This is a genomic window from Pantoea sp. JK (genome assembly GCF_026130245.1).
GTDB classification, from domain to species: Bacteria; Pseudomonadota; Gammaproteobacteria; order Enterobacterales; family Enterobacteriaceae; genus Pantoea; species Pantoea trifolii.
On record NZ_JAINFN010000014.1, the window covers coordinates 89,463 to 105,493 of the forward strand.

Consider the following 16,031-nt stretch of genomic DNA (forward strand, 5'->3'; position numbering starts at 1 on the left):
AGCTTACATTCAGCTAAAAAGTCCAATAAACGCCATGGCCATCAATTTGATGGCCTCTCCCCTCCCCCCGCACTTCTTACATAAAAAGTTGTAGTCCGTATATTCATCGAATTCTAGTGTCAAATCTATGTATTCGCCATCAAGTATGACTATAACATGGCCATGAGTAGTTGAATTTTCTGCCTCAAGGAAAGTTTGATTCCCGCACATATAAAGAATGATTGGTTCCCCTTTTTCTCCGGAGTTTTTAAGGTATTGTACAAGACAATTGCTGGCTAGGTCGTAGCTTCCTGCCGGGAATCTTTTCAGTTCACACCAGCGTGATCCTTTACTGCATTCTTCAAGCCGTTCCCCATCAGCCCAGTGCCTGACGACGTACTTTCCGCAACGCCTGACGCCGCTGTTTGACGCGCAGTACGTGGAGATGATGAACGCCATCCTGAGCATCCCCGTTGAGCGTAAGAGCGAGAAGGCGGGTCGGTCAGATAGAGTGTTCCTCTGGGAATTCACCGACCGTACACACCCGATTGAACGTTGCCCTCGAGGCGGCGACGTCTGAAGGAGTGACGTCTTCTAAATCGGTAAAGCTGTATACCTTCCGTAACAGTCAAGCGATACACATGCTTTACGCCGGCACGCCGCTGCAGGCGCTGCAGAGCCTGCTCGGGCACAAGAACGCGAAGTCGACGAAGACTTATACCAAAGTGTTTACGCTTGACGTTGCCGCCCGGCACCGGGTGCAGTTTCTAATGCCGGGCAGTGAAGCGGTAAATTTGTTGACATCCATTCGCAACTATTTAACATAACATCCGTTACCCAAACTTCAATCAAGTCAGTAAACTGATGAAATAGTTCAAAATAACATTATACCTTTTACATCGATTATTAATCTTAAGTGCTGTTATAGTAAGAGCGCTTCTAAATTTAACTCAGTTAAATTATAAAAAAATCAGAGCTTAACAACTATCATATTGATATAAATTATGCAGATCAGTTCATATTAAATGTTTATTGTAGGGGTCACGATGACTACTTCTTAGTCATAAATCACCGAAATGTCAGTAAATTCCTCACCATTCATTTCGTGAAACACCATGAAATTGTGGTTTGCTGAATATTTCATCGGCATTCTTCGCGATACTGATGCCATCAGTTGGCAGTAATACATTATTGGTAAAAAACAACACCATCTTCAAGCTGGAAATTTTTAATTTGTTTGCTATAATTTAGAAGCTAACATTCATAAATATTCAACATGAAGTCATCTTCAACCTTTTATATATGAGGTGAAATTATGATACCCGGATCATTAAGTGAAACAAAGGCTGCAACAAGCGAACAGCAAACACTGGTAGATATGTTCAAATCCGAAGTGGAGAATGGTACCGGCGTTTCTTATGATGAATTCAAAGCGTTGAAGTATAGCACTCAGGTAGTTGCAGGTGTTAATTACTATGTGTCAGTAAAGGTTGATAGCACTAAAGACGATGTATTATTCCTCCGAATTTTTAAACCATTACCAGGTGCCGGAGATGCAAAACTAATTGGTTATCTTACAGGCAAAAATTCGTCGGATGACCTTGTTATATTTTGATATTATTTGCCCAGATGAAATTAATCAAAGCGGCGTCTTCAATTCGATCGTCTATGATTCATCACTGGTTTCAGAAGGGTCATAACAGCGCTCTAAATTTCGCATTATTGGATGGTTTTGTCTTTCGTCGATTGTTGTTCAATGACATTGACACGCTTTGCTATTTTAGGTTGCGTCACAATCTTCCCAATTGTGACTTTGCCTGGCACTCAATTTAGAGTGCCTTCTTTAATCTCTTTTTCGCCACTTGATCAATACTTGCAAAATAAAGCATCACGATATTTAAAAAGCTCTAAATCACTACTCACACCCATCTTTCTCATTGCTGATTGTTTGTGTCCGCTAATGGTTTTACGGCTCCGCTTTAACTTTGTTGCAATATCAACCAACTCCATTCCTTCTAAAATGTAATTAACTACTTCAGCTTCGCGCGAGGTCAATAATCGTGTTGAGAAAAGTTCTTTACAGTCATCATGAATTTTATTAATTCTCAGTCCATTTGGGAGTTTATGAATGGAATTTCGACCTAACTCGCTAGCAATATGGTTAGGAATATAACGCTGCCCATTGGCAATTGTACGAATGGCTGACAAATAAGAGGTAGACTCTTCACGCTTAGCAATATAACCACTTACTCCCAACATATAGGCGGTTCGAATTACGGCGAGGCTGTCTATTGAAGTAGAAAGCAATATTCTCAAATGAGGATGATTTGAAACCAAATATTTAATAAGCGTTAATCCATCCATCTGATCATTTTGTAAAATATAATCCAATACCAGCACATCACATTCAGCGGTTTGTAACCAGTTAAACAATTCTTTGCTGTGGCTAAATTTACCCACCACGATTAAATCATCTTGGTCTGCACACAGCACATCGAATGAACGACAAATAATAGGATGATCGTCAAGTACAGCCAGACTGATTAGTGATTTATCAGGTGTCATTTCGTCTCATCCTTATCAAGGTTTTGCGGCGAATTTTTTAGCCAATTCATCAACTGGCCGGCGCTGGCATATCCACCAAAAATAGCGCTATAACCATCGAAACGGTTAGTAATCTCGCCAACTCGATTGTTGTAATAATCAGACTCGGCACTTAAAACATCTAACAAAGTTCGTTTACCAAGGTGATACCACTGATCAAAGAAATCGAGGCGGATACGATCCGATTCCCGAGTCAGATTGCGATATAGGTCCGCACGCTGAAGCATCGAATGTGCATCCTGATCGGCGGCGCGCACCCGTTGTAGCAAATCATCGCGTTGGTTTTCAGATTCTTCACGCATCGCGCTGGCACGCTGCACGGCAGCCTGTTCGGCCGCTTTTGCAGAACCACCACGGAACAGGCCCCAACTGATGTTGATACCTGTTTGCCAAGCTTGCTCTCGTCCGTAATAGTCTTTGCCGGTATCTTTACTCACTACCCAGTTAATTTTTGGTAGTGAGGACGACTTCAAAGCATCTGCTTCAGAAAAGGCAGCCTGCGACTGTGCCTGCGCTCTTAACAGCGTCGGGTGTTTATCTACCGAATTCAGCAAAGCATTAAGTTGCGAAGGCTGCAATTGCCACTGCATAGCTGGCGGCAATGGAACCTGAGTTTCACCCAGCAAACGATAGAGCTGAATTTCGGTATCACGTGCTTTGGCAACTGCGTTATCCAGCGCTGACTGCGCTTGTAGGAAACGGCCTTTCGCCTGAGTCAGTTCGCTGCGGCGCCCCTGATCAGCCTCAACTATGCCGGTCAACATAGTGACCAGCTCTTGCATACGCGCCACGTATTGCTTACTCATATCGATAATTAAACGCTGTTTACTTAACTCCACCAGTCCGCTGCTTACCTGCCAAGCCAAATCTTCGATTTGTGCTGTGTTTTGAAAATCTGCGGCCAGAACCGAGAACTCCTTGCTTTTAATGGTATTGCTGGTCTGACCAAAATCGATCAGATTCGTCGCCACGTTAACCCCTAGAGCCGGAATATTGCTTTCACTGGCATTACGGTTTCCTTTACCAAACTCATAACGACGCGAGTTCGACGTCACGTCGACCTGTGGCCAGCGTTGCCCCTTCGCATTTCTCACGTCCTCTTTAGCAGCATCAATTTGCAGCGACGTACTGCGAACCTGCGGGCTTCGCTGTAAAGCGCTCATCACCGCAGTATAAAAAATGTTACGCAGTTCCATTTCACCCGGACTGACGCGTGAAATTGTCTGCGGCGCGCGTGCCACAGAAATAAGCGGCTCAGGGGTCAAAGCGGGTTCGTCTTGTTGCGTGAGCATAGCTGTTAACGATGACGACGTTGCTGGTTTAAAGATCGGCAGCTCAACGCTACTTGTGGTATTTCGATCCACTGCATAGTTGGCTGAACTAACCAACTTTTCTGGTTGTGGTACGCCCCTTGGAGACGCGTTCTGACTAATGGCTTCAGGCGTTTTCAAAACGCTGACATCGCCTGCACCGGCTGTAGCTTTTGGCTGCTGTGTTGTAGTGACCTGCGTGTGAACAAAGGGATCTTTAGAAGAAAAAGGTGTGTTTACCACCAAAGATTTTACCACTGGCGCAGGTATTGGTGCAGATGCAACCTTAACCGGTGCCGATTGCGTGCGTGCTACCATCATCTTCACCATCTCATCTGCCGAATTGTTTTTTGCGGATTGAGATACTTTTAAAGTGGCCTCCGGTTGCGACACTACAACGAACATCAGTAACTCTTCTTCTTCATTCGTTGCAGTATGTACGGTACCGCTTTGCAGTGCGATGAACGAACCTATCAGCATTGACAGCAAGCGTTGTGAACATTTGATTTGTTTCATCACTCAGATCTCAATTAACGTTCGCGGAACGCTTCGCGCGCTTTCATCACCGGCTTAAGCAGGTAACCCAAAACAGTTTTCTCTCCAGTCCGAATTTCAACCGAGGCAACCATACCGGGAATAATTGGCAATGCTTTTCCGCCAGCATTTAAAGTGCTGGTCTCCGTCAGCACCATCACCCGGTAATAGGTATCATCCGGGCGTCCGGCTGCAGCTTTGGCATCGTCTTTCAAGGTATCGGGGCTGATGAATTCAACATGCCCTTTTAACCCGCCATAGATCGCATAGTCATAAGCGGTCACCTTTACTGTGGCAGGCAATCCTGGGTGAAGGAATGCTACGTCCGAAGGGCGGATTTTCGCTTCCACCAGCAGTTGGTCTTCTAGCGGAACGATTTCCAGGATGTGTTCGCCTGGCTGAATTACACCGCCAATGGTATTAAAACGAATGTTTTTAACCGTACCTCTCACAGGTGCTGTAATAGTGGTACGCTCCATAATGTCAGCGCGCCCAATCAGGTTTTCACTGGTCTGCGATAGTTCAAGTTCCAGCTTGTTCAACTCAGAGTTGGCATCGGCCTGATAGCGGTTACGACGCTCAACAATCTGCGCCTGAATTTCGTTGGCCTGACGACGCATGCGCAGCAGTTCAACTTCAGACAACAAGCCGCGAGCAGCTAAGGGCTCTGCCAAACGAATTTCACGCATTGACAGCTCATAGCTACGCTGTAATGCGTTTACTGAATCATCTAGTGCTCGTTTACGCGCCTGATAAGCTTTGGTTTCCTGGTCGATAACGCTTTGATCTTTGCGGACCTGTTCATCATCAAAGCTTAATGGCTGGCCGTAAGCTTCGGCTCGCAGACGTGCAATCGTTGCCTTTAATCCAACTACTTTGTTTAGCGTTTCACGGTAGCTGGCCTGAGCACGCGTTGGGTCGATCTTCAGCAATACCTGTCCGCGTTCAACCTCTTCTCCCTCGCGCACACTCATCTCGGCCAGGATCCCGCCCTCCAGACTTTGAATTATCTGTTCACGGCTCTTAGAGATAATTTTCGCTTCACCTTTAGTGATCTCTTCAACACGCGCAAAGTGCGCCCAAGCTAAGCCGCCAATCAGCACAGCCAACACCACCCACAGCACCATGCGCGATCCCGGCGTTTGTTGGGTAAGAAGAGAAGACTGGATGTCATTCATGAATTCGGCGTCTGCCGCCGATAGTTTGGGATTAGATTTTAAAAATCTGAACATCAGGCTGAGACCTCAACATCTTTGTTCGACACCTTTGCTGGCGTACTACGCGTAACAATTGGAGATGCAGGTTTATTGGCAGTGACTACCGGCTGATTTGCAGCAGGTTGGGGTGCAGTATTTGCAGCTGGTTGTTGTGCAGCGACGATCACTTTGCCGCCATTGGCTGGCGGAGCGGGATGACCACTCAAGCGGGCCAGCACCACTTCTTTTGGCCCATCAATGGCAACTTTTCCGGCATCAATCACGATGATACGGTCAACCAGCGCCAGCAGTGACGGACGGTGAGTAACTACTACTAGCGTCTGGCCTTGCGTGGCGGTATGCAGATGTTTCAGAAATTGCTGTTCAGTCTGGCTGTCCATAGCACTGGTCGGTTCATCCAGCAGTAGCACTTTCGGACGGCTGAGGAGCGTACGTGCAAGAGCAACGAGTTGACGCTGACCACCCGACAAGCTACCGCCGTTCTCGCCTACCGCTAGATTGATGCCCAGAGGATGGCGTGCAGCAATTTGATCTAACCCTGTAAGTCGCAGAACACGCAAAAACTCATTTGGTGCCGCATCAGGCATACCGAGCATCACGTTCTCACGAAGCGTGCCGTAGAACAGACGTGATTCCTGGCTTACGAAACCAATATGACGACGCCAGTCCGCAGGATCGATCTGGTTGACGTCAAGGCCATCGGTAAATAGCTGACCACCCGTGGGTTGATAAAGACGCGCCATTAAGCGGAGCAGCGTTGATTTACCGCTACCAATCGATCCCAGGATGGCGATACGCTCACCGGCTTTGATGTCAATATTAATGTTCTTGAGAATTTCAGGATTGGGCTGCATTGGAGGTGCTGGGTATGAGAAACCCACACCTTTAAGTGTCAGATCGCCTTTCAGTTCCGGGTTTGCGATATAGTCCTGCTCGCTATCACGGTCCGTCGGCATGTCCATCAGCCTGTTCAGGGAACTTAGAGCTGCCTTTGACGACTGATAACGGGTGGCCAGACCGATCACCTGCCCGAGTGGGCCAGTAGCACGTCCTGCCAGCATCACTGTACCGATCAAACCACCCATGGTCAGGTTACCGGCATCAATCATGTAAACGCCAATCAGAATCAGCATAACAGTCTGAAACTGCTGCAGAAAGGTCACCGATGTAGTAGCCAGGGTTGAGTAACGTTTTGATTTGGAACCGCTGTTCGCCTGTAAAGCACTAAACTTTTGCCAGCGGCGTTGCATGTGGACACCGCCGCCGGTGGCTTTCAAAGTTTCCATACCTTCGATCGACTCGATCAATACACCCTGTTTCAGGGCCGCATCTTTCAGGTTCTCTTTCATTATTTTCGCCAGCGGCCACTGAATAATGACGCTGATGATGATGATAAGCGGTAGCATCAGTAGCGGCACGAAGCCGAGCGGACCGCTGATCGCAAAGATAACGCCTACAAACAATAATACGAACGGCAGGTCAGCCAGCGCGGCTAAGGTGGCTGATGAGACAAAGTCACGTAATGATTCGAACTCACGCAGCTGATTTGCGAAGGTGCCCGATGAAGCCGGTTTATGCTCCATACGCACTTCAATCGCCTGGCGGAACAGAAAACTACCGACAATCAGATCGGCTTTTTTCCCCGCAGTATCCAGCAGATGCGCACGAATAAAGCGTGTTAGTGCTTCGAATAACATCGCTATCGTTACGCCGATCGCCAACGACCACAAGGTGACAAACGCCTGGTTTGGAATGACGCGATCGTAGACGTTCATGGTGAAGAAGATGCTCGCCAGAGCCAGTACGTTAATCAACACTGATGCCAATGCTGCGCTACGGTAGTAGCGGCGATAGCGCCACAAAGTACTGAACAGCCAATGCTTCTGATTCTGAGGTAATCCCTCTTCCACGCGGCGATCCACTCTGGCCGCAGGCTTGGCGAAAATGGTGAAACCGCTGTACCATCCGGCAATCTCTGCGTGTTCAATTTCGAGCGGTTTGCTTCCGACTTCTGGCATCACTATCTGATAGAACCACGTCATTTTGTCTTCAGCATTTTTCTTGCGTAACCGTTCAAGCAGGATGCAGCCGCCGGACTCTTTACGAACCAAAATAACTGGCATCACTTGCTGAGGAATATCCCATAGGCTGCGCTCAACCAACCCCGGCGCCATACCAGCGCTTTCCAGCGAACTCAATGCCTGTGAAGGTGTCAGGAAAACATCTTTTGGCAGGCCCGCTGTTAACGCATCTAAGCTGCGGCCAAGGCCATAGTGATTGCAGAGCCAGTCCACGCTTTGCAGTAGCGTGTCATCAATACGTGTCTGCACACGCGCCAGAGACTGCAAATCTTGATCGTGCTGTTGTTTGTCGGATTCTGTTGCGTTCATTCACCGCATCTCTTGATTCGTTTATTCAGGCCCGTGCTCACGGGAAGTAGGAAAATTCTCGCTGTAAGCGGTTAATGGCGATACGAGCCGGGTCTTGCTTACTGAGGACAGATGCAGAAAGTTCTACTTAACAAAGTGTTTTAAATGGCTTTTTATCTATTTCGCAAGAATTTGCACATCCTGCCCGGACTCTAGGCAATCTGCGGAACAGTCAGAAATTTGTATATCGATCAACTCACTCGGAACCGCAGCCATCATCAATGCGGTACTTAACGCTTTGGCTTTGTCACGTAGTACATTTCGTGCTTCATGACTGGTCACTAATCGGATAAGAACACTGTGTAAAATAGGATGTTGCTGACGTAGCGTAACGACGGTTTCATTTAGCGAACCAAGACCTTCGCCGGTTAACAAGGTGCGGCCGAGATCCTGTTTAAACAGTTCACGGCTGCTGAAGAGATATAGACTCTCGCTTTGAGCAGCAGCACGATCGTAAACACAGGGAACGAGGGTTGTTGCACGTGAGTGCGCATGTACCTGACGGCGGTTAGGTTTGACTTCTCGTTCACCGTGCTGGCGATTAACCGCCTGTGGAGCATCAGCAATTTGTTGCCGTTCATCAACACGCAAAAAGTAAGTGCGCGCGCCATGAAGTTCGGTCTGATATAAGCCTTCAGTTTTACCGCGATATTGCGCATCATTAACGAAGGCACCGAGCATATGAGTACCAGCACGCAGACAAAAACTGGTAAATCCGCCTGGTAATAGACTGGTGTGATAGCGACCGTCGACGTAGACATTCGCTGGGCCAGAAGTCAAAACACCGCTATTAGCGCGGTAATACACAACCTGCGTTAACTGTTTAACTACCGGCGGTAGCGGCTTATATTTTTCCCCAAAGGCGTTGTGTGTTTGCAGCGTGGCCGAACCCGGTAAAGTGGTTAGCAGGCTACCCATAAGTACAACCGATATAACCCAAGACTTATTCAACATAATTAACCTCTTAAATTTGTCCCGCGCTCGCTGGTATGCGGGTTACATAATTAGCGGATGTTGTTTTCAGCCTAAGGCTGTGATTGGTAACGACACTCCGTAACTGCATTGGCTCGCGACAACACATGATCCTGCAGAAGCAAGCCGGACAGATCGCGCTCCGCCTCAATACGACGTACAGGCTGAGGCTTGCCACCATCTTGTGCGTTCACACGGACAAAATAGGTTTTGCCCGGCTTTACCGTGGTTTGAAAGCTGGCTCGGGTGGTGGGCTGCGCGCCTTGTAAGTCCAGCGAGCTGCCCAACGTGTATCTTCCGGGTTTGACGCACACGCGGGTATACGTGCCCGGCAGCAAGGCGGCATGAAGCTTGCCGTTAACAGTTATCAGCGCCGCTTGCTGAATTTCTGATGCCTGTGTGCGGTAATAAACAATCTGCGCCAGGTCATTGACCACGTCCGGCTTTGGTTGCCAACGCTCAACAAAGGCCCGCGCATTCGGCGCTGCATTCGCGAGCAGAGCGCTAAATAGCGCGCCGAAAATCACTGTTGGGATAACGATGTTTAGGATGTAATTTTTCATAACGCCTCCGCGACGACCTTTCGCCGCTGGTTCAATGACTTCAGGAGATCAGTTCAGGGGATGGCAGCTCAGCAACTCATCAAGTAAATGGCTGGTATCGTTAGCAGGAGTCACGTTGTGATATTCGACGCCAGGCTCGTCATTATTAAAGGTGTATGCCCAACCGCTAAGGTCAGTGTCTGCCGGCAATAAATCGCTAAGGCTGAATGTTTCTACCGGTGCGTTTTTCGAATTAATGACAATGACAGCAGGATCAGAGGGTGCAGACACAACACCAGCAGGGTCAGTGGCTATCGCTACAAATTTGTGCGTGCCATCAGGCAGAGGAGACGCAGGGGTGAAGGACCAGTTACCTTTGCTATCAGCGATAGCAGTGCCAAGAAACATACCCTTATCGAGGATCTCAATCACCGAACCGGCCTGCTGATGGCTGCCGTTAAGTGTTGGGGTATTGTCATCAGTGATGTCGTTGGGAAGTAACACCCCCTGCATCTCACCCACATCGTCCTGAATTTTATCGATAATTGTGGCCGGATTGTCTAACAGGTGACTACCCTCTTCCGGTGTCACTTCTGGAACAACTGTGGTGTCGCCTGGCGGCGGCGATGAGTGATCATTATCGTTGCTGCGCACTAATACGGCTAAAGCCGTTACCGCCGCAGCGGCACCCAGAGCGATCAAGCCAAAGGCAAGAGCGTTGCTGTCGACTTGCAGATTATCCAGCGGAGGTAACACGGTACTATCCAGCGCGAGCGTTGACTGCTCACCTTCCTGCAATGTCTGCGGATCTTGTGCGGGATCAGCACTGACTGCGCTGAAAGTATGCCATTGACCATCTTCACCCAGACCGACTATCTCGCCGTACTTTGTGAAATAATCTTCGATGATCAGGTTTGATTGTGCAGAATCCCCCCCCTTAAGCATCAAATGCAGATCATTACCTTCTCTCTTAACGCTTACTATGTCGGGCGCAGTCAGGCCATCGCCTTCGGCCAGCACATATCGCGCTCCTTTAACCGCTTTGACGCTCACCGGTTTCTCTGGGTTATGAGGTAGATTTACTGCCTGGATAATGCGTTTTCCGCTGACTATCGCCATGTTGATGTCATTCATCAATTGATTCCTCAAGCACGGCGATGCAGTGCGGCAATCGCCTCATCCCCTACCACAGCCGGGGTTCAGGTAAATAATGGAGTGCATTTGTACAGGAATTGTCTGACATGCGACCACAGGCTAGGTCTTGGTTGAGAGATTTCTTGATTCACAAGCCAGAAACATAAAAAAGGCCAGTGACATCGCCACTGGCCTTTGACTCAAGTGCAGTTATTACGAACAGGTTAACGGCGTAACGGTTGTATTACCTGTGTCAGGAGAGACGGTGCGTTTCCCCGTCAACACTTCATAATTACTGCGTTTGTACGCGCACCACCACTCTGCGGTTAGGCGCATTACACTGGATCTGTTCGGCACGCGTGCCGGAACAGTCATTCACGACCAGTTCTTCACTACCGGCGCTGCTGGCACTCAAGTTACGTGCTGGCAAACCGCCCTGAACCAGCAGTGTACGCACGGTATTGGCGCGCTGTTGACCAAGACGCATGTTCGTTTCTGGTTTACCAATCGGATCGGTATGACCAATAACCTGGATGCGATTTAGCTGCACGCCATTTTTGTTAATTTTACCGATCAGCTCGTTAATCGCCTGACGGCCCTGTTGGGTAATGTCATTACGGCCTGATTTGCCGAAGTTAAACAGCACATCACTCGATAGCGCATAATCCATGGTTTTGCTGGCAATATAGCGACACTGCTCAACTGCAGAAGCGCGGTTTAACGTGTGTACCTGGGCGCGCAATCCTTTCAGATCGTTGCTGGCTTCCTGCGCACTTACCAAAATCGGCTTCCCAGAGCTGTCACCCCCAACTTTGACAAAGTAGGTTTTGCCTCCAACAAAGTTATCGCGATAGGGTTGTGCTTCTTTGCCTTTGTAGTAAGGAGCATCTTTGAGGAAAGCCCCCAATGAATGCTCACCTGCTGGTATGCAGAAGCTGGTATACATGCCGGTTAACAGCGCTGACTGATATTCACCATCCACATAGACGTGCGCCGCATAAGGGCTCGTTACCTCGTTGCTGCGGTAATAAATAACCTGAGCCTGGCTAGGTACCACGCTGGCTACGGGTTGGTAAACTGTACCGTAGACGTTTGGTTCAACTGTTGCTTTTGCTGATAAGGAAACGAGGTTCCCTGCCACCACCATCGCAATCAGCGAAGTGTTTATTTTATTCATGACTCCTCCACGGAGGTCCTTGCGGACCTCCGGTTTTGATTGTGTGTAAACGATTAGTGGTTGTTCAGGTTGGTCTGTACACCCAGTTGCACCAGCAGTTCGGTCTCGGCACCTGAATGCTGATAGACCTCATACTGCACACCACTCACTGTGACAGTGCCTTCGGCTTTGGCCCAGTTGCCCGGATCAGTACCGTCTGGCAGCAGATCGGATAGGTTTACCACATCCCCTTTATCACCTTTAATCATCAGCTGCTTGGTGTCGTCAGCGGTAAATGCGCCTTCTTCACCGTGTACTAATACGTCGCCGATGGATATGTTCAGCACATTGACCTGACTGTTCGTCATGTCCACGGTCTGAACATTCATCTCCTCATGCACGATATTGTCAAAGCTGATAACAGGTTCTGAAGCTACAATTTTAAGGGTGGTCCCGTGCTGTTCAACAGTGGCTTCCGTCTGATGTCCATCATGCTGATTTTCATCATCAGAATTAATGGCAGCAATGTGACCATCATCGATCATGCTCTGAGGATCATCACTCTGGTCCTCTGACATAGACCTGACTTTAGGGCCATCTCCCCATGCAACATTGTCTACATAAGACAGCGTGTAAGGTGAGTTGATTTCGACTTTACCAATCAATACACCATCAGGAGCCTGGTAACTATAAGTTCCCATAACGGCACCGGTCGGGAAGGTCTTTGTCTCAAGAATATTCCCGTTAGTATCGTAGACACTAAAGGAGAATTTCTCTGGAGCACCCGCATAGTTGTTATATGAATACAAGAACGAAATATACTTAGAGTCCGGAATATCCAGATCTGCGACGGCACAGTCCACCTGCATGAGCCTTTGTATATCATGCACACCTACAACTGAATCCATAACTACGCCGTTACCACCAGGATAAAGAACATTCGTATTCAGGACTTTACCCTGCATTACGAGGCCGGAACTGAACGTAATGGTTTTTGTCGCTCCTGAACCCGTAACGACGCCGTCATCCGTCGAAAAGTCCTCATATCCTGTGCCAGTGAAAGGTTTGGTATCAATAATCACGGTCCAGGGATTTGACTGGGCTGACACATTACCAGCAGCATCTTCCGCAAATGCCCTAATTTCATGGCTACCATCTGGGATTTCTTTTGTAAGCTCCAGCTGCCATTTGCCAGTTCCATCAGCACGTACGCTTCCCCACACCACGTTATCAACACGAATGGTAATTAAAGCATTCGGTTCCGTAATGCCACTCAGCGTTGGTTTGTTATCGTTGGTTGTACCGCCGTTCGCGATATCCCCAACAACGCCACCTGTTACGTTGTCAACCAGATTGGTTATTTGCGGTGCACCAGGTGCTACTGTATCTACCGTGACATTCCAACTAGCAGACTGCGCAGAAAGATTACCCGCAGCGTCCTGAGCCATTACACTGAAGCTGTGATTGCCATCAGCCAGGCTTGCAGGCAACTCAAACGACCATTTTCCACTACTATCTGCGTAGAAGCTGTAAATCGTACTGGTTCCGTCACGCAGCAGTATTAATGCGTTCGCCTCAGCTGTGCCAGTAAGCGTTGGACGGTTGTCATTGGTCAGGCCGCCATTGGTGATGTTTCCAACAATCCCACCCGCGACGTTATCCGCCACACTGTTAATAACCGGAGCACTTGGCGCGACGGTATCAACCACCACCACCCAACTACTCGATTGTGGTGAGACGTTACCGGCCTTATCCTCTGCGGTCACAGTCAATGTGCGCGATCCTTCTGGCAGCGCTGTAACCAATTCAAGTGACCAGTTACCGGTTGCATTCGCGAAGACGCTACCTATAACTTTGCCGCCGTCCATGATCTTGACCAGCGCATTCGGCTCAGCTGTACCGCTCAGAGTTGGCTTATTGTCATTCGTCAGACCACCACGCGCGATGTCACCAACCGTTCCACCTTGTACATTGTCTACCAAATTGGTGATAACAGGTGCACTAGGGGCTAAGGTGTCAACATTCAAGCTCCAGCTATTGGATTGAGGTGAAACGTTACCCGCGCGATCCTCAGCTTTAACGGTCAGTGTGTGAGTTCCATCAGACAATGCTGCAGGCAATTCAAGTGACCACGCCCCTTTATCTGTCGCGTAAACGCTACCTACAACTGTATTACCATCAAGGATCCTGATTAGGGCGTGCGGCTCAGCCGTACCACTTACCGTTGGCTTGCTATCATTGGTCAAACCGCCATTAGCGATTGGTCCCACAATTCCGCCCGGCACGTTGTCACTTACGCTGGTGATCACTGGCGCATTAGGCACTGACGTATCGACTGTTACGGTGTAATCAGTCGACTGTTCACCCTCTACCCCTGCGGGACTTAACTGGCTGGCAGAAAACTTGAACGTTGCATCGTTCAGATCTACCGACGGTGTCCATGCCCATTTACCACTCGCATTTGCGACGACACTACCCTGAACTACGCCGTTCTGATAAATAATCACAATGGCGTTTGCCTCAGCACTACCGCGCAGCTCCGGACGTTGGTCGTTTGTGAAGCCATTGCTAGCTACCTCACCCTTTTTCGGCTCAACATCGTCCCAGACAGTATCTATGGATGGAGATACAGGCGGCTTGGTATCGACAATAACGTTCCACGGATCAGACTCCTGCGAATCGTTACCCGCAGGGTCGGTGACAATAATGGTGAAATCATGGCTACCTTCAGATATTGGGGTTTCTGGTGTATAGCTCCAGCTTCCGTCGTCACCAACGACAGTTGTCCCAATGGGTTGTCCGTTATCAATGATCGTCACTACATCACCCGGCACCTGACCAGAACCACCCAGTTCTGGCGTGGTGTCGTCAGTTAGTCCACCATCCTGAATCGGACTAACAATCCCGCCAACGTTATCTTTAATATCCCCAATACCATTGTTATTTGGGGGAGTAGTATCGATTGTCAGATCAAACGCGTCGCTTACCGCAACCGAGCCATTTTTACCTTCTGCGGTGGCGGTAAATTTGTACAGCCCTTCCTTAAGTTCAACCTCTGGTGTGAACTTCCAGTTGCCGCGTGCGTCGGCATACACTGAGCCGATCACTTCATTGCCGTTCTTAATGGTTACCAACGCATTTGCGGTTGCAATACCATTCAGAGTGGGTGTGGTGTCATCCGTTACACTTCCACTGTCAAGGCTACCAGTGAGTTTTCCTTCGTCATCAAAGACATTACTTATGGAGACCACAACTGCCGAGGTATCTACAATAAAATCAATTGGCGTGCTTACAGCGCTAAGGTTCCCAGCCTGATCCTGAACTTGATGGCTCAGACTATGCGGACCATCTGCCAGAGGTGTTGAGGGTGTGAAACTCCACTCTCCTTTGCTGTTGGCAGTTACACGACCAATTTCGCTATCGCCATCCTTGATAATGACGATACTACCAGGCTCAGCAACACCGCTATAGGTCGGCGAGCTGTCATCAGTGGTATCTCCGCTGGCAATTGGACCGGTGATATCGCCAACATTGTCAGTTAAGCTCTGGCTGCCAACAACCGGTGCGATAGTGTCAACAATGATATTGTATGCACCACTGTCTGGCATTGAATTACCCATGCTGTCTTTCGCTGTCGCGATGATTGCATGTGGGCCATCTGTCAGGGCCGTTGCTGGGGTATACTCCCAGTGACCGTTGGCATCCGAAATCACGGATCCCTGAGCCTGGCCATCAATGATAACCGTCACGATATGGCCCGGTTTCGCCGTACCCACGATCGTGGGTGTCGTATCATCAGTCACGCCGCCAGGGCGGACATTTCCGGTGATATGTCCCACATCATCAATCACGTTGACGATGGCTGGTGCTGATGGCACGCCGCCGGTCAGCAGCTCAAAGCCAATGCTGTTGGACGCGTCGCCGATGTTGCCGGCCGCATCCTGCGCTTTGGCGCTGATTTCATGGTCGCCATTCAGCAGCGGTGGCACCGGCGTAAATGACCAGTTGCCGGCGTTATCCGCCTGAACCCGGCCGATTTCCACGCCCCTGTCGTAGACGATGACCGTGCTGCCCGCTTCTGCGGTACCGCTGATTTTCGGCTGCGCGTCGTCGGTGACGTCGCCATCGCTGATCGGCCCGGTTACCGCGCCCTG

At 49.1% G+C, this 16,031-nt stretch carries 11 protein-coding genes and 1 pseudogene; 2 read left to right on the top strand and 10 right to left on the bottom strand.

The window, feature by feature from the left end:
• Positions 1-9: 9 nt before the first annotated feature.
• Positions 10-438, bottom strand: coding sequence for a hypothetical protein (locus PanJK_RS22970; protein WP_265303323.1), 429 nt, complete (start codon positions 436-438; stop codon positions 10-12).
• Between PanJK_RS22970 and PanJK_RS22975 the strand changes: the two are divergent.
• Positions 389-806 (top strand): annotated as a pseudogene (locus PanJK_RS22975) (tyrosine-type recombinase/integrase); the annotation flags it as partial. The gene PanJK_RS22970 and the pseudogene PanJK_RS22975 sit on opposite strands and share 50 nt — an antisense overlap.
• Before the next feature lie 488 nt (positions 807-1,294).
• Positions 1,295-1,594 carry a cystatin family protein gene (locus PanJK_RS22980; RefSeq protein ID WP_265303325.1) on the top strand — a complete coding sequence of 100 codons (300 nt, stop codon included), beginning with the start codon at positions 1,295-1,297 and terminating at the stop codon, positions 1,592-1,594.
• 251 nt (positions 1,595-1,845) lie between these two features.
• Here PanJK_RS22980 and PanJK_RS22985 read toward each other — a convergent pair whose 3' ends face one another.
• From PanJK_RS22985 to PanJK_RS23025, 9 genes are all read right to left on the bottom strand, one after another.
• Positions 1,846-2,544: a response regulator transcription factor gene (locus PanJK_RS22985; RefSeq protein WP_265303327.1), complete on the bottom strand. Its 699-nt coding sequence runs from the start codon at positions 2,542-2,544 to the stop codon at positions 1,846-1,848.
• Positions 2,541-4,409, bottom strand: coding sequence for a TolC family protein (locus PanJK_RS22990; RefSeq protein WP_265303329.1), 1,869 nt, complete (start codon positions 4,407-4,409; stop codon positions 2,541-2,543). Before PanJK_RS22990 ends, PanJK_RS22985 begins: the two co-directional genes overlap by 4 nt.
• Before the next feature lie 14 nt (positions 4,410-4,423).
• Positions 4,424-5,659, bottom strand: coding sequence for an HlyD family type I secretion periplasmic adaptor subunit (locus PanJK_RS22995; protein ID WP_265303333.1), 1,236 nt, complete (start codon positions 5,657-5,659; stop codon positions 4,424-4,426).
• Complete coding sequence (locus PanJK_RS23000; protein WP_265303335.1) at positions 5,659-8,034, bottom strand: type I secretion system permease/ATPase; 2,376 nt, start codon at positions 8,032-8,034, stop codon at positions 5,659-5,661. The genes PanJK_RS22995 and PanJK_RS23000 overlap by 1 nt, the downstream gene beginning before the upstream one ends.
• 156 nt (positions 8,035-8,190) lie before the next feature.
• Positions 8,191-9,027 carry a hypothetical protein gene (locus tag PanJK_RS23005; RefSeq protein ID WP_265303337.1) on the bottom strand — a complete coding sequence of 279 codons (837 nt, stop codon included), beginning with the start codon at positions 9,025-9,027 and terminating at the stop codon, positions 8,191-8,193.
• 71 nt (positions 9,028-9,098) lie between these two features.
• A complete protein-coding gene (locus PanJK_RS23010) occupies positions 9,099-9,608 on the bottom strand; it encodes a DUF2846 domain-containing protein (RefSeq protein WP_265303339.1) in 510 nt (169 codons plus the stop codon).
• A 48-nt stretch (positions 9,609-9,656) separates the two neighbouring features.
• A complete protein-coding gene (locus PanJK_RS23015) occupies positions 9,657-10,721 on the bottom strand; it encodes an Ig-like domain-containing protein (RefSeq protein WP_265303341.1) in 1,065 nt (354 codons plus the stop codon).
• Positions 10,722-11,013: 292 nt separating this feature from the next.
• Positions 11,014-11,898, bottom strand: coding sequence for an OmpA family protein (locus tag PanJK_RS23020; RefSeq protein WP_265303343.1), 885 nt, complete (start codon positions 11,896-11,898; stop codon positions 11,014-11,016).
• Positions 11,899-11,951: 53 nt separating this feature from the next.
• A complete protein-coding gene (locus tag PanJK_RS23025) occupies positions 11,952-16,010 on the bottom strand; it encodes an Ig-like domain-containing protein (protein WP_265303358.1) in 4,059 nt (1,352 codons plus the stop codon).
• Positions 16,011-16,031 lie beyond the last annotated feature (21 nt).

Excerpts from the sequence above, each read along its gene's own strand:
- PanJK_RS22990 (WP_265303329.1), bottom strand. The coding sequence starts at position 4,409 with ATGAAACAAATCAAATGTTCACAACGCTTGCTGTCAATGCTGATAGGT.
- PanJK_RS22970 (WP_265303323.1), bottom strand. The coding sequence starts at position 438 with ATGGCGTTCATCATCTCCACGTACTGCGCGTCAAACAGCGGCGTCAGG.
- PanJK_RS23020 (WP_265303343.1), bottom strand. The coding sequence starts at position 11,898 with ATGAATAAAATAAACACTTCGCTGATTGCGATGGTGGTGGCAGGGAAC.
- PanJK_RS23000 (WP_265303335.1), bottom strand. The coding sequence starts at position 8,034 with ATGAACGCAACAGAATCCGACAAACAACAGCACGATCAAGATTTGCAG.
- PanJK_RS22985 (WP_265303327.1), bottom strand. The coding sequence starts at position 2,544 with ATGACACCTGATAAATCACTAATCAGTCTGGCTGTACTTGACGATCAT.
- PanJK_RS22995 (WP_265303333.1), bottom strand. The coding sequence starts at position 5,659 with ATGTTCAGATTTTTAAAATCTAATCCCAAACTATCGGCGGCAGACGCC.
- PanJK_RS23005 (WP_265303337.1), bottom strand. The coding sequence starts at position 9,027 with ATGTTGAATAAGTCTTGGGTTATATCGGTTGTACTTATGGGTAGCCTG.
- PanJK_RS22980 (WP_265303325.1), top strand. The coding sequence starts at position 1,295 with ATGATACCCGGATCATTAAGTGAAACAAAGGCTGCAACAAGCGAACAG.
- PanJK_RS23010 (WP_265303339.1), bottom strand. The coding sequence starts at position 9,608 with ATGAAAAATTACATCCTAAACATCGTTATCCCAACAGTGATTTTCGGC.
- PanJK_RS23015 (WP_265303341.1), bottom strand. The coding sequence starts at position 10,721 with ATGAATGACATCAACATGGCGATAGTCAGCGGAAAACGCATTATCCAG.